Below are 14,510 nucleotides of genomic sequence, written 5' to 3' on the forward strand. Positions count from 1 at the left end.
TTTTCTATTATAACTTTTTTCCGTAGATCCGAACAGTATATTTCCCAACTATCCATATACCACGGCACAAAAAAATCCTCCGGCACATGCATGCCGGAGGATTTGATATTCCGTTATCTTAACAATATGATTTATTTGTAAAGTGGTCCATAGTTCTTGCAAGCGCGGAAGTCTGCACCCTCTTTTTCCATACCGAATGCGTTCCAAGCTGCCGGACGATAGATATCCTTCTCAGGAACGTTGTGCATGGATACCGGGATTCTCAGCATAGAGCACATTGTGATCAGGTCTGCACCGATGTGTCCGTAGGAGATCGCACCGTGGTTAGCACCCCAGTTGTTCATTACATCGTAAGCTGTTTTGAACGGTCCCTCTTTGCCATCGCATCTTGGAGCGAACCATGTACATGGCCATGTGTAATCTGTACGTTTCCAAAGCTTGTCAGATACCTCTTCCGGAAGGGCTACTGTCCATCCCTCTGCGATCTGAAGAACCGGTCCAAGTCCTTTTACAAGGTTCAGACGGATCATAGTTGCAGGCATCTGAGCACGTGTCTCATAACGGCTGGAGTATCCGCCTCCACGGAAGTATCCGTTGTCGGCCATACACCACTCTGTGTTGTCCATGATCGCTTTCTGGTCTGCCTCTGTAACATCCCACCACTGTTTCATAACTGGTGTTCCGTCAGCCTCTTTAGCCTGTCCGTTAGCATCCAGGCAAGCAGCACCGGAGTTGATCAGATGAAGGAATCCGCCAGCTTCTTTGGCAACACCCTCAAGGTCATATCCTGTAGCTTTCTTAACTGCCTCCGGGCTCCAGTATGTACGAACATCAGCGAAGATCTGAGCACGTCCTGTAAGAAGTTTCATGAACAGCATTCCAAGTCCGTTGAGAACGTCGTTCTCTGTAGCAAGGATGTACGGCTCACGAGCGCCATTCCAGTCGAAGGATGTGTTCAGCATAGCCTCTGCGAAGTCACCGTTCGGATAGAAGTCTGTCCACTGTCTCTGGCCCTGGAATCCAGCTGCAAGAGCATTGTGTCCGATCGCTTCCTCGGAGAATTCCGGAGCAAGATTATCACAGCCGTTCATCAGCTCTTTGATGATAACTGCCATCTTAACAACAAACTCGAACTGCTCCTCTTTCTTCTCTGGTGAGAACTGAAGCTCTTCCGGGTTCTTGTCCCAACCGATCTTGCAGGTCTCTTTTGCCCATTTGAGAGCTTTCTCAAACTCTTCGTGATCGTAGATACCCTCTGTCATACGACGGATGATCTCTACCTCATCAACAGACTCAACTCTCATTCCGAGATAGGACTCGATGAAATCAGAATCGATGATAGATCCGCCGATACCCATTGTTACAGAACCGATCTGCAGGTAGGATTTACCTCTCATGGATGCAGCTGCAACTGCTGCACGACCGAATCTTAACAGTTTCTCTTTAACGTCTTCCGGAATGGATGTGTCGTCAGCTTCCTGAACGTCATGTCCGTAGATACCGAATGCCGGAAGGCCCTTCTGTGCATGTGTAGCAAGAACGGATGCCAGATATACAGCACCAGGTCTCTCTGTTCCGTTGAATCCCCATACAGCCTTGATGGTCTGTGGATCCATATCCATGGTCTCAGCTCCGTAGCACCAGCATGGTGTAACTGTAAGAGTGATATCTACACCCTCTTTACGGAATTTATCCGCACATGCAGCGCTCTCACCAACACGTCCGATGGTGGTATCAGCAATAACAACTTTTACAGGCTCACCATTTGAATATTTCAGGTTCTCCTCGAAAAGCTTTGCTGCGGATTTGGCCATGTTCATAGTCTGATCTTCCAGAGATCCTCTTACATCGAGGGCTCCTCTACGTCCGTCGATGGTTGGTCTGATACCGATAACCGGATAGCTGCCTACTAATCTGCTCTTTGCCATAGTAACAATTACCTCCTAAATTTATATTCACTATTATAACTTACAGTTTTTTCACGTTCTGACAACTCCTGTCCGAACTATGCTTTTATTATACGATTGCATCTTTTAAATTACTTGTGTTATAATAGCAAAAAACAGTACAATATTCACTTTTTCATATGAGTTCCTAAAAAATCTATAAAATTTAAGAAAGAAGGGTTGTATTTTGCACGATCTTGGAAGAAATGAGGACAGACTTCGAGGTACCTATGAATTTCCTTTTGAATTCCACCACATTGACAGCAGCCATCCACGCTATGTCATGTCCTACCACTGGCATGTAGAATGTGAAATCATGCGTGTATTACAGGGCACTCTCACCGTCACTTTAGACGAAAAAAGTTTTACAGCAAAAGCCGGAGATGTGATTTTTGTCAATAGTGGAGTTCTGCATTCCGGAATTCCTCAGGATTGTATCTATCAGTGCATTGTTTTTGATATGAACATGTTTCTGAAATTTAATTCCGTCTGCACAGAATATATGCAGAAGATCAGCCACCAGGAGCTGCTGATCTATCACCATTTCACCGAAAAGCAGCCTGATATCCAGAGAGCGGTGAACTCTCTTTTTGATTCTTTCTGGCAGAGGAAGCCAGGATATGAGCTGGTTGTGTTTGGACAATTTTACCACTTTTTCGGATTGGTTTTTGGTAATCATTACTACCTGGAAAGCCTGCGGAAAACCAGACGAGATTACAAGCGCATTGTCCAGCTGAAGCAGGTCGTGGAATTTATTGAAAAGAACTATGCCAGCCCCATTACCCTGCAGGAGCTTTCCGCTTCGGTTTCCATGTCTCCCAAATATTTCTGCCGGTTCTTTTCCGAGATGACGCATCAGACACCAATGGATTACCTCAACCGCCAGAGGATCGAGCAGGCCTGCTGCCAGCTGGCTACCACCGATGATTCCATCACAGAGATTGCCTATCGGAATGGCTTTAATGATCTGAGCTATTTTATCCGTACCTTCAAAAAGTACAAGGGGATCACCCCCGGCAAATATAAAAGACGCTGAAATATTTTTCCACGTCTTAATGGCACATATCAGAGTATTACATGACAAAAAGCAGGATCTCGCACATATTGCGGATATCCTGCTTTTTGAGGAATTGGGCTGTTTTATGTAAATACAGCTTTTTCGGCCTGGCGGAGAACAGTCATGCCGGAACGGATTCCCGTTTTGCAGACGGGCTATGTTCATGTCTTTATGAATACATGCTACTCTTCTGTATGAGAAAAAAAGCCGGCAGGGCAGATTTTCTGCATGAAAAAGCCGACGCAGATCGTGAAGGAGCCTGATCTCTGTTTACGCAGTGACCAGCACCAGATTATGTCGTAATTGAAAGCGGATACGATCATCCACCTCACTGCTTGCTTCTGACCAACGGATATCTCACACAGTTGGTCCATCTACTCGAAGGGATTCCACTGCTGCATAGAACTCTGCTTGCGAAATGCCTGTACGCTGCACCGGAACGTGCAGCAGAATATGATACAGTTAAAAACGATCCGGCCGCATTATAGCCGCCGGATGTTTCCTGCTTGTCTTATTCTAACAAATGCCTCTTTAAAATGCAAGAAATTTCAGAACATTTCGCTCTTCATTTTCCGACGGCAAAAGTCTATTTCCTACAGATTTTTCACCGCGTCTATAAACCTTTTTCCGTATTTTTCGTACTTGTGCCTGCCGACTCCTGTCACATTCAGCATTTCCTCCTCGTTTCCGGGCTTCAGAATGCACATATGGATAAGGGTTTTGTCGGAAAAGACCATATAAGGGGGGATTTTTTCCTCTCTGGCGATTTCCAGGCGAAGAGCACGGAGCTTCTGAAAAAGGGGCTCATCCTGTTCTCCCAGCTCCCCGACTGCAGATTTCGGAAGTCTGCTCCGTTTCTCTTTTTTCTTCGTCTCCAGCTCTTTTGACATTTTCATTGTGAGGATATGCGCCTCCTCCAGAAGTGACCTGGAAGCGGCGGTCAGCTTCACAATCGTATATCCGTCATCCGTCAGATAAAGATATTCCTTCAGTACCAGATAATTAAAGATCTGCCGCAGCCGGTGTGCCGGAATCTTTGCACAGACTCCATATTCCGGATTTCCATCCATCTCATACTGCCGGATCTTCGCCGTAGATGCGCCGCGCAGAGTATCCAGGATCACGTTCACCCCGTATCTCTGACCACTGCTTTCCACGCACCGGATCATTGCCCTGGCCTCCTGGCTCACATCCTGCTCTTCAAACTCGGTCTGACAGTTCAGGCAGTTTCCGCAGTAGCTTTTTCCGTATTCCCCAAAATATTTCAGGATGTACTCACGCAGACAATCATGGGTAAAGCAGTAAAAGGTCATCTGCTTCAGCCTCTCCTGATCACGCTCCCGGACAAGGCGCCAGACTGCCGCTTCCATTTCCTGGTTATCCTGTCCTCTCTCGATAAGATACTGATTGGTAACCACATCCTTCCCGCTGTAAAGCAGGATACATTCCGCAGGATCGCCGTCACGGCCCGCACGGCCTGCTTCCTGATAATAGCCTTCCATGTTCTTCGGCATATTATAATGAATGACATAACGCACATCGGACTTGTCGATTCCCATTCCAAATGCATTAGTGGCTACCATCACACGACAGCGGTCATAAATAAAATCATCCTGATTGTTCCGGCGTTCCTCATCGGAAAGTCCTGCATGATATCTGGTGGCCGTGATGCCGTCACGGATCAGCTTTCCGCAGACCTCCTCCACCAGCTTTCTGGTGAGACAGTAGATGATTCCACTGTCGTCCGGATGCTCCAGTATGTAATCGTGTACTTCCTTATATTTATCTTTCGGTGTTTTCACTGCAAAATAAAGGTTTTCCCGGTCAAATCCTGTGGTTGTGCAAAAGGGATCCTGAAGCCCCAGAAGTCTTGCAATATCCTCCCTGACCTCCTTCGTGGCTGTAGCTGTAAATGCACCGATCACCGGTCTTTTTGGAAGCTGTGCAACAAACTCTGCGATCTTCAGATAGCTTGGCCGAAAATCCTGTCCCCACTGTGATACACAGTGTGACTCATCCACTGCGATCATGGAAATATCCGCACTCAGCGCAAAATCCAGAAACGCCTCTGTGGTAAGCCTCTCCGGTGCTACATAGATGATCGGATATCGTCCTGCCTTTGCATAGCGCAAGGCTGTGAAATACTGCCCCTGCGTCAGAGAGCTGTTGAGGTATGCTGCTGAGATGCCGACCTGGTTCAGGCTTCTCACCTGATCCTTCATAAGGGAGATCAACGGTGATATTACCAGTGTGATCCCCTTCATCATCAGTGCCGGTACCTGATAGCAGATGGATTTTCCTGCGCCGGTTGGCATCACTGCCAGAACATCTTTTCCTGCAAGAAGCGCATCGATCACCGCTTCCTGCCCTTCTCTGAATGTATCATACCCGAAATGGGTCTTTAAAAGTTCCTGTTTCGTCATAAATCGACATGATCCTTTCTGTTACGTTCCCACCGGAACTGTAACGCTTCTCTTTTTCATTGTCGAATCGCTGCTGTTTTCCGAATATTTCATTTTAACATATTTACAGATAAATTGCCAATTGATACAAAAAAATCACAATGCACTTCCTACCTGGTTTCCTGTTATAATGATATAAGAGAAAGAGTCTGTTTATACTGTTCCGCAGCAGAGGACCATGAATTCATGGAGTACCCGGGCCTCTGTTCAGTAACAGCCGGTATGCTCATAAAAAAAGGAGGGTTTGTTATGTGTAAAAGAAAAATAAAAACCATCGAAACAATTTTTTTCCTGATTCTTTTTTCCTTTATTGTGCTCCTGCTTCCCCAGGATGCTCACGCCAGAGTCCGGGTCGTGACCAAAGGAACCACTTCCACTATCCGTGATACCGACGGTGTGATCGAAGATGAGTCTTCAGACATTAATTTCCCGATCAACATCAAAAATGCAAACTGCCAAAAACGGGTCTATGCCGTGACAGTTCGTGTAAGCTTTTATTCACCCAAGGGAGTCATCCCAAAAAGCACCACATTTTCCATCGATGGGATCAATGTGGTTAAGCTGAGCACTTCAAATTATACACCACTGGCATACAAGGAAACCTTTTTCACCTACGATGACAACATAGAGGATGGCTACCTGGAGTTCGATTTCGGCAATAAAGAATGTCCGGTACCGGTAGACTGTGACTATGAGGTTACCATCAAACAGGCTGTTCCGGAAATTTTTATCACCAACAACAATTATCTGAACCAGAGCATCCGGACCGGAAAAACCACTTCCATCGGAATTGAGATTTCTGATCCCTACGTAAAAACCATCAGCAAATCAAAATTCAAGGTTACTTCTTCCAACAGCTCTGTTCTCAAGGTACAGAGCATCACTCAGGATTCCAAAAAACGCAGCCGTTTCACAGTTACCCTGAAGGGCATGAAAGCCGGATCCGCAAAGATCACTTTATCCTATCCAAAGGCCGCAGCCTGTAAGCTGACCGGAAAAGTAACCTCGCCTTCAAAAACCGTAGCAACCTTCCGCGCTTCCAAGACTACACTCAAGGTTGGCTCCAAGGTCAGCATGCGTTCCCTCATCAATCTGAAGGGCGGTACCAGTCTGACCATCAAAAATGCAAAATCCAGCAAGCCTTCTGTACTTGCCATTTCCGGAAACTATCTTGTCCCAAAGAAAAAAGGGTCAGCCACAGTTACCGCAAACTTAAACGGTGTCAATCGTAAGATCACTATTACCGTATCCGCACCGGCCGCCAAACCTACCGTCAAAAATCTGAAGATCAGTGTTGCCCGTATCAAGTATGGCCCCAATGACATGAAGACCTATTATACCTTGAAATTCACCAATACTTCTGCAAAAACCATCACTACCGCAAAAGTACAGATCACCACAGGTTCCGGTATCTATGACCAGATGTACTGGACCAAGAACCTGACACTGAACCTAAAGCCCGGAAAATCCATGACAAAGACCTATTTCATCCAGAACATGGTCCAGGCGCCGGAAAAAAGTGATATTTCCGTTAAATGCCTGAAGATTAGCTGGAAATAAATAATTCAAAAGGGACGTGCCGCAGTATTGATTTAAAAATCATCACTGCAACACGTCCCTTTTATTTATTCTCTCTGAGCTGTCTATACGTTTTGTTTTTATCCTGTATCCTACAGTACCTCATTCAGTACCTGCAGTCCATACTCTGCGAGGCTGTTATCCTCTTCGCCGGTACCGCCGCTGATACCAAGACCGCCGATGATGGTGTCTCCAACCTTCAGGGGTACACCACCTCCGAATATCACAATATTGTCACTCATTTTTCCAAGACCATAAAATGTCTGGCCCGGTTGTGTCAATCTGGAAAGCTCCATGGTGGACATCTTCACTGCAACCGATGTATAGGCCTTCTTCAAAGCCACCTCAAAGCTTACAAGAAAAGATCCATCCATCACATGAACCGCAACCGGATTTCCATCCGGGCTGCATATCGCAATTACGGAAGGCTTGTTTCTTCTCAAAGCTTCCTGCTCGATCTTCTCAATAAGCCTCTTGGCAGAATCCAATGTGATACGACCCTGGATACCCATACGCTTCAGCACTTCCTGGATCATCGCCGTGTTTGCTGCCATACTGTCATTCTGTGCCATCGCCGTATTTCCTCCCACTGCTGTCGTCACAGTCCCATTCTGCGCATTAAAAGTCTGTACATCCCTTTTCTGCACCATCTGCGAATCCTGTGCTCTTACATCCACCGCCGATGTACCCGCTGCAACATCCGCACTACTTCCAACAGCCTCTGCCCCAACATTAGCTACAATCCCAGCAGTTTCTGCTTTCACAGATTCCTGAACACTTTCAGAAATATCTGTCTTCTTCTCTTCAATCTTCGCTGCATCCACATACCTTGCCAACACATAAAAATAATCCGACAATCGATTCATATATTTCTTGGCTCCGGTATCCGATCCAAACTTCACGCTGACCAGCGCAAGCTCTCTCTCAGCCCTCCGTGCCACAGCTCTTGTCACATCAATCTCAGCCGCAACTCGGGAATCCCCCGGAAGAATCGGAAGCCTCTCTCCGGAAAAAATCTCTTTCATCCGGCCAATCTCCTCCTCCAGAAGCTCCGTCCGGTCTTCACTGACCTTAAACTCCCGATTATAAGGATCAGAAACCCCATCTATGATCTTCTTCAAAGTCTCCGAGATTTTCTCCAGCATCCGGACAACATCCACATCATCAACCAGAACCCGCACAAGCCCAATATGACTCATCAGCTCCTCAACTGACCCCATCAGACAAATCCGATCATCCGACTTTGAAACATTCTTCGTATGGGAAAGATCCGTCATCCCCTTATCACCATACCCGGTATAAACCTCCATCCCAGCTCAACCTCCCAGCAACTCCTGATAAATAATCCCACCCATATCAGACCAATTTTACAATCCTCGAAATGCTACGCATACCACACGTACGTAAACACACACCACAACCATCCCGGCAAACCAAGCGCGGCGTTCACAAACGCGCCAGCCCCTGCCAACAACGTCACACATCCAAAGCGCCCACGGCGCCCCATCGGCACAACGTTCAACCCGGAACAACCGCAGCATACAGGCACAAGTCAATACCCTTCCGCCCGCCACAGTCAAGCACTCTAAAAAAAGCCCGAGGGGTGTGCAGAGGGGCCGCGGCTTTGCGGCCCCTTTGCGGTTTTCATCTTTTATCAAAAAGACCAAAGTTTAGTATAAATCTTAACAATATCCTCTTTCTTCGGTACACGCGGATTTGCCGCTGTGCAGGCATCCGCAAGTGCCATATCCGCCATCTTATCAACCGCCGCAAAATAAGCATCCGGTGTGATCGTCTTCATCTCTTCGATGGTAAGCGGGATATTCATCTCTTTCTGCATAAACTGAATCCAGTTTACAAGAGATCTTACGCTCATAACTTCGTTATAATTGCTCAGTCCAAGAAGATGTGCAATATTGGAATATCTCTTTACTGCCGGAAGATATTCTTTCTGGCTTCTGCTGCGTTTGTTGATATTTGCATTATATTCAACAATATGCGGCAACAGCATCGCATTAGCTCTTCCGTGAGGAATATGGAAAATAGCACCCAGCTGATGAGCCATACTGTGAGTAATTCCAAGACCTGCTGCATTGAAGGAAAGTCCTGCCAGACAGGACGCTACATGCATCTTCTGTCTTGCATGCATATCATTACCGTCAACATATGCACGATAAAGATATACGCCACAGATCTCGATTGCTTTCTCTGCAAGTGCAGATGTAAACTCATTATGGTTGATGCTGACATAAGACTCAATTGCATGAGTCAGAACATCCATACCTGTATCTGCTGTAATCGCAGGCGGAACACTACGTACAAGCTCCGCATCCAGAATTGCCTCATCAGCGGTCAGGCTTTCTGAGATCAGCGGATACTTCACATGTGCTTCTGTATCATTTACAACTGCAAAAGAAGTAACCTCGGAACCGGTACCACTTGTTGTAGGAATGGCAACCAGTCCGACTTTTCCGTAATTATTGATCTTCAGGGCAAACTCACGGATTGCCTTGGAGGAGTCGATGGCAGAACCACCACCTACTGCAACAATAGCTTCCGGCTGATACTGAAGGAATTTCTTAACTCCTTCGGCAATTTTTCCAACCGGTGCATCCGGAACAACATCACAGAAAATATCAAATTCTTTTCCACCTGCCTGAAGCGGTTTTGTGATCATATCGATCATTCCGCTTTTTACAACAAACGGGTCTGTGATAACAAGGACTCTTTTGTATGGAATTTCTTTCAGTCTTCCCAGGGCATCAGCTCCAAAATGGATGGCTGTTTTCATTTCAAATGTATTCATAGAAACTGCTCCCTCTCGTCATACCGAAACACAGGTCTCTTTTGTCTGCCTGTGGCCGGATAAAGTAAAGCGGATCTCCGCATTCCGCATACACTGCATGCTCATGAACACAATCGTTTTCCGATATATGTCCAACCTATTTCGGGTAGATGCATTCGATCTTATGCGCGCTGAAATGCTTCAGCCACTTTTCAGACGGCTTTTTGTCTGTGATGACCGTCTCGATATCCCGCAGCTGTCCTGCCACGGAAAAAGCAGTCTGATCAAATTTCGTGCTGTCTACCACCAGAATACGCATTTTTCCGGAATTGATCATGGCTTTTTTGGTTGTTCCAAAGGCTTCTTTGGATTCCATGATCCCCATATCCTCGTTTAATGCCTTACAGGAAAAGATCACCTTGTCCACATAATAAGAACGGATCACTTCTTCGGTTCTGGCACCAAGAAATGCAAGATACCCTTCCTTCATCACTCCACCGGTGGAAATAATATTCCAGCCGGATACATCAGAGAGTTCCAGAAGGATCTCCATAGAATTGGTAACAACGGTGAGACGTTCTTTTTCTTTCAGCGCCTTGGCCACAAAAACTGCCGTTGTGCTGGCATCCAGAAAAATGTGATCTCCGTCATTCACCATGGAAGCAGCAATCTCCGCCATTTTCTGCTTTCCCTGTACATTCTGGTTTTTACGAACATTAAATGGTAAATCAATACCGACATCTTCGTTGATCACCGCACCGCCATAACTCTTTGTGGCAAGTCCCTCTTTTTCCAGCTTGTCCAGATCACGGCGGATGGTTTCTTCTGAGACACTGTAAAGCTGGCTTAGTTCACTTACAACAACCCTTTTCTCTTCCTGTAATTTCTCGAGAATCAGATTTCTTCTCTCTAATGCTAGCATAAGATGCCTCCTTTTCAGATGTCATTGCAGGGATACCCTTCAAAAGGATATCCCTCAGATATAAAGACAATATTAAAGGATCGTATCGATCATTCTCTTGTCCGGATGAGCGATCACTGAGGAATCCATGTACATTCCTTTTTCAGCTACCAGCTCTTTTGCTCTTTCGATAGAAGCCTCTACTGCAGAAACCTCGCCGGTAAGGAGCATGTAAGATTTACCGCACATACCCTTGGCGATACGAAGCTCGATCAGATCAACGATAGCTGTCTTAGCTGCCTGATCTGCTGCCTCGATGATAGATGCTGCATCATAGGTCTCAAGAATTCCCAGGGCACTGATCTCCTCGACCTGTGTGGTTCCGTAGATTGCCGGGAAAATGGACTCATGTGGATTGCCCAGTACAAAACTGTCAATACATTTGTCCTCGTATGTTGTTACAGCCGTGTCTACAGCAGCTTTTACTGCGCTTAAATCTCCGGTGATAATTGCAATATATTTTCCCGGACATACTGTCTGCGCCTCCACGATCTCTACTTCAGATGTCTTAACCATGGCATCTGCTGCAGTGATACCAGCTGGTGTGGTTTTAAACTCAATCATTCCGATTGCTCTACTCATTTTGTGCACGTCCTTTCTAATTTCTTGCAATTACAACATGGCGGTCTGTCACTTCTGTAACCTTACCGCTGATGGTTGCATGGATTCCGACACTTAATCCCTGTGCAGGCTGTGCGATCATCTGGCCTTCTGTTACCATATCGCCTACATTTACGATTGCCTGTGCCGGTGCACCGATATGCTGGCTTAAGAGAACCTTTACCTTCGATACGTTTACAAGTTCTTCCTGAAGCGGTGCATCCTTGTCATATTTGGTAAGTCCCAGACGTGCCATCAGACGCTCCTCAGGAACCTTGCGGTATTCTCTGGACTCCTGAACCGGCTTCGGCTGAACACCCTGAGGTGGTCTGATCCCTGCCTTACGAAGTCCGCCCTTCATATCTGCAAGCAGTGTTCTCGGAGCCAGGCTCTGCGGACACGCATACATCTCGCAGACACCACAGGAGCTGCAGAATGCAGAATTGATATAAGGATTTACATTTCTGAAATCCTGATTAGATGCTGCCATCATGAACATTGCCGGATCGATCGGGTGTCCCAGATTATGTCTCGGGCAAAGATCTGTACATGTATGGCAGTGGCAGCAAATCGATGCTGCTCTCTTCAGATCTATAGAAGAAGTCCGCTGCTTCTTCATGACAATAACATGGTCCTTTGGAAGAACCAGGATTGCATTCGTTGTTTTTGTAACCGGGTCTGAACCATTTCCGATACGTCCCATCATCGGGCCGCCAACGAAATATACAGGATCCTTTACAGTTGTACCGCCTGCCTGGGCAACAACCTCTTCCAGTGTACATCCCAGTGGAACTTTCACTGTAACAGGGTTCTCAACCTCAGCAACAACGGAAACATATTTACATGTGACCGGTTTATGTTCTTCTACCGCGCGGTATACATTGTATAGAGTCTCTACATTAAATACGGCTACTCCCTGCTCGATCGGCAGTCCTCCGGGCCGTACCACACGTCCGGTTGCCTCATAAATAAGAACAACCTCATCACCCATCGGATAAACCTCATCCAGAAGATGGATCTTAACCCTCGGGAATTCTTCAATATGCTGATTTAAAGCATTGATCGTCTGTACATAAGATTTTTTGATTCCGATAATGGCCTGTGAAGCTCCTACCGTCTCCGCAACCATATCGAATGTTTTCATGATCTCGTATGCGTGCTTCTCCAACAACTGTCTGTGAAGTTTCAGTAATGGTTCGCACTCTGCACAGTTCATAAGAATGGTATCCGCTTTGTCTGTCAGTTTCATGTATGTAGGGAAACCTGCTCCACCTGCTCCGACAACACCATTCTCCTGCATAATTTTCTGTAATTCTTTGATATCCATGGCGTTACTCCAATCCTGCACCGTCGTCTACGATACCGACGATGGCGGCATCTACCGGTGCTGTTTCTACGCCGCAGCCAATTCTTGCTGCGCTTCCTTGTGCCACCAATACATATTCGCCGATTCCCGCACCGATGATATCAATAGCGACAATCTGGCTGTGCTCGGCTTTCATATGATGCACCGGCTCCACGATCATGAATTTATTTCCTATGAGTTTTTCACTTTTTCGTGTGGAAACAATACTTCCAACTACTTTGCCTACGATCATATGAGCCTCCGTTTTCTCTATATCCTCCTTTTGGGATGCCGTTTTCAGGCATCCCAAAAGGAGGAATATTATTTGATTATGGTAACTGTATTGCCTGTGGCAATTCTTGCTGCATTTGCTTCATCTGTATCAATATGCATTTCCAATGTAAAGCTGTCATCTACACGGATCTTAACCTGATTAAAGATCGTTCCGCGCTCATTGTCAGCTTTTACGGAAACAATATCGCCATCATGTACACCCGCAGCCTGGGCATCTTTCGGAGCCATGTGAATGTGACGCATAGCCACAATACATCCCTCTTTCAGATAAATGGCACCTTTTGGTCCAACGATGGCGATCGGTGCACTTCCTGCAAGATCACCGGACATACGTACCGGAACCTTCATTCCCAGCTTGATCGCATCTGTTGCTGAAACCTCAACCTGTGATTTACTGCGGACAGGTCCGAGGATTCTTACATTCTCGATCGCACGGAGCTTCAGTCCTACGATGGTAACTGTTTCGTTGGATGCAAACTGTCCGCCCATCAGATCTTTTTTCTTGGTAAGCTGATAGCCTTCTCCGAACAGTGCCTCCACATGCTCCTGTGTCAGGTGAATATGTCTTGCAGAAACTCCGATAGGTACAACAAAACCATTGCCCTTGTCTTCGTTTTTGTTGATCGCATCGATCACCATTTTTGTGATCATTTCAATATTATTCGTTTCCAAGAGTACACCTGCTTTCTTTCGGTTTCATAACTGAAATTAACTCAAAACGCACCGGCCCGAACCCTTAATGGCCCTTGGGCCGGTGCATCTTGGAACTAATCAGTTGGATTATTTAAGAACCGGAAGGATTTTCTCAACGTCTGTATGAGGTCTCGGAATTACGTGTGTAGCTACAAGCTCTCCAAGTCTGGATGCTGCTGCGCTTCCGCTCTCTACTGCAGATTTAACTGCTCCTACGTCTCCACGAACCATAACTGTTACAAGACCGGAACCGATCTTCTCTGTTCCTACCAGAGCAACGTTAGCTGCTTTACACATCTGGTCAGCTGCCTCGATAGCTGCTGTAAGTCCTCTTGTCTCAACCATTCCTAATGCTTCCTGTGTCATGATCATATCCTCCTTGTGGATTATAAATGCTTTATTTGTTCTGTTTACTTCTGACTATTTTGGTGCAGCAGCTTATTTTTTGCTGCTGTTTTTGCTTTCCAGTGCTTCTTCCGGATCTTCTTGTTGTTTCTTTTTCCACCGGCTTGCACTCAGCTCAACCAGTTTGACGATTTCCTCGTGAGGATTGGCAATTACCGCATAGCTGGCAGGTTTTTTGATTGCCTGCTCCACTGCTGCATTGACAGCTGCTGTAACTGCTGATACATCGCCTTGTACGATCAGGGTCACCAGTCGTCCGCCCAGCTTACGCTCCCATGACGCCAGCTCAACGTCTGCCGTTTTGCACATGATGTCCAGGGCATTGATCGCCGCTACAACACCAGTGATTTCTATAAATCCATATGATTTTCCCATGAGCGAACT

General features: G+C 46.3%; 13 protein-coding genes. 2 read left to right on the forward strand and 11 right to left on the reverse strand.

The genetic code is table 11. The features are described from left to right. Window positions 1-131 precede the first annotated feature (131 nt). Window positions 132-1,928 (reverse strand): L-fucose isomerase, encoded by a 1,797-nt coding sequence (locus tag DMI82_RS17065; RefSeq protein ID WP_015525941.1) that lies wholly within the window; start codon window positions 1,926-1,928, stop codon window positions 132-134. Window positions 1,929-2,133: 205 nt separating this feature from the next. Between DMI82_RS17065 and DMI82_RS17070 the strand changes: the two genes are divergently transcribed. Then, window positions 2,134-2,982: an AraC family transcriptional regulator gene (locus DMI82_RS17070; protein WP_021651531.1), complete on the forward strand. Its 849-nt coding sequence runs from the start codon at window positions 2,134-2,136 to the stop codon at window positions 2,980-2,982. 614 nt (window positions 2,983-3,596) lie between these two features. Here DMI82_RS17070 and recQ read toward each other — a convergent pair. Continuing rightward, window positions 3,597-5,426 (reverse strand): DNA helicase RecQ, encoded by a 1,830-nt coding sequence (gene recQ, locus DMI82_RS17080; protein ID WP_059086818.1) that lies wholly within the window; start codon window positions 5,424-5,426, stop codon window positions 3,597-3,599. Between the two features lie 288 nt (window positions 5,427-5,714). On the opposite strand from recQ, the gene DMI82_RS17085 reads away from it, so the two are divergent. Further along, complete coding sequence (locus DMI82_RS17085) at window positions 5,715-7,025, forward strand: hypothetical protein (protein WP_110104060.1); 1,311 nt, start codon at window positions 5,715-5,717, stop codon at window positions 7,023-7,025. A 110-nt stretch (window positions 7,026-7,135) separates the two neighbouring features. On the opposite strand, the gene DMI82_RS17090 is transcribed toward DMI82_RS17085, so the two are convergent. The 9 genes from DMI82_RS17090 to DMI82_RS17130 form a co-directional block, all read right to left on the reverse strand. Further along, window positions 7,136-8,353, reverse strand: a complete 1,218-nt coding sequence (locus DMI82_RS17090) for a cob(I)yrinic acid a,c-diamide adenosyltransferase (RefSeq protein WP_110104061.1) — start codon at window positions 8,351-8,353, stop codon at window positions 7,136-7,138. 344 nt (window positions 8,354-8,697) lie between these two features. Beyond that, on the reverse strand, window positions 8,698-9,849 hold the full coding sequence (locus tag DMI82_RS17095) for a 1-propanol dehydrogenase PduQ (protein WP_110104062.1): 1,152 nt from the start codon (window positions 9,847-9,849) through the stop codon (window positions 8,698-8,700). A 136-nt stretch (window positions 9,850-9,985) separates the two neighbouring features. Continuing rightward, window positions 9,986-10,750 (reverse strand): DeoR/GlpR family DNA-binding transcription regulator, encoded by a 765-nt coding sequence (locus tag DMI82_RS17100; RefSeq protein WP_092070138.1) that lies wholly within the window; start codon window positions 10,748-10,750, stop codon window positions 9,986-9,988. Between the two features lie 72 nt (window positions 10,751-10,822). Then, the gene (locus DMI82_RS17105) at window positions 10,823-11,371 is read right to left on the reverse strand and encodes a BMC domain-containing protein (RefSeq protein WP_015525948.1); all 549 of its coding nucleotides are present in this window, start codon (window positions 11,369-11,371) and stop codon (window positions 10,823-10,825) included. 16 nt (window positions 11,372-11,387) lie between these two features. Then, the gene (locus DMI82_RS17110) at window positions 11,388-12,716 is read right to left on the reverse strand and encodes a 4Fe-4S dicluster domain-containing protein (protein WP_015525949.1); all 1,329 of its coding nucleotides are present in this window, start codon (window positions 12,714-12,716) and stop codon (window positions 11,388-11,390) included. Between the two features lie 4 nt (window positions 12,717-12,720). Then, the gene (locus tag DMI82_RS17115; protein WP_015525950.1) at window positions 12,721-12,987 is read right to left on the reverse strand and encodes a EutN/CcmL family microcompartment protein; all 267 of its coding nucleotides are present in this window, start codon (window positions 12,985-12,987) and stop codon (window positions 12,721-12,723) included. A gap of 68 nt (window positions 12,988-13,055) precedes the next feature. After that, window positions 13,056-13,667, reverse strand: coding sequence for a phosphate propanoyltransferase (locus DMI82_RS17120; protein WP_370816971.1), 612 nt, complete (start codon window positions 13,665-13,667; stop codon window positions 13,056-13,058). Between the two features lie 141 nt (window positions 13,668-13,808). Next, window positions 13,809-14,087: a BMC domain-containing protein gene (locus DMI82_RS17125; protein ID WP_005427721.1), complete on the reverse strand. Its 279-nt coding sequence runs from the start codon at window positions 14,085-14,087 to the stop codon at window positions 13,809-13,811. A gap of 72 nt (window positions 14,088-14,159) precedes the next feature. Beyond that, entirely contained in the window at window positions 14,160-14,501 is a 342-nt protein-coding gene (locus tag DMI82_RS17130; protein ID WP_015525951.1) for a BMC domain-containing protein, read from the reverse strand. Window positions 14,502-14,510 lie beyond the last annotated feature (9 nt).

The organism is Blautia sp. BCRC 81119, assembly GCF_003184505.1.
Lineage (GTDB): Bacteria > Bacillota > Clostridia > Lachnospirales > Lachnospiraceae > Blautia_A > Blautia_A fusiformis.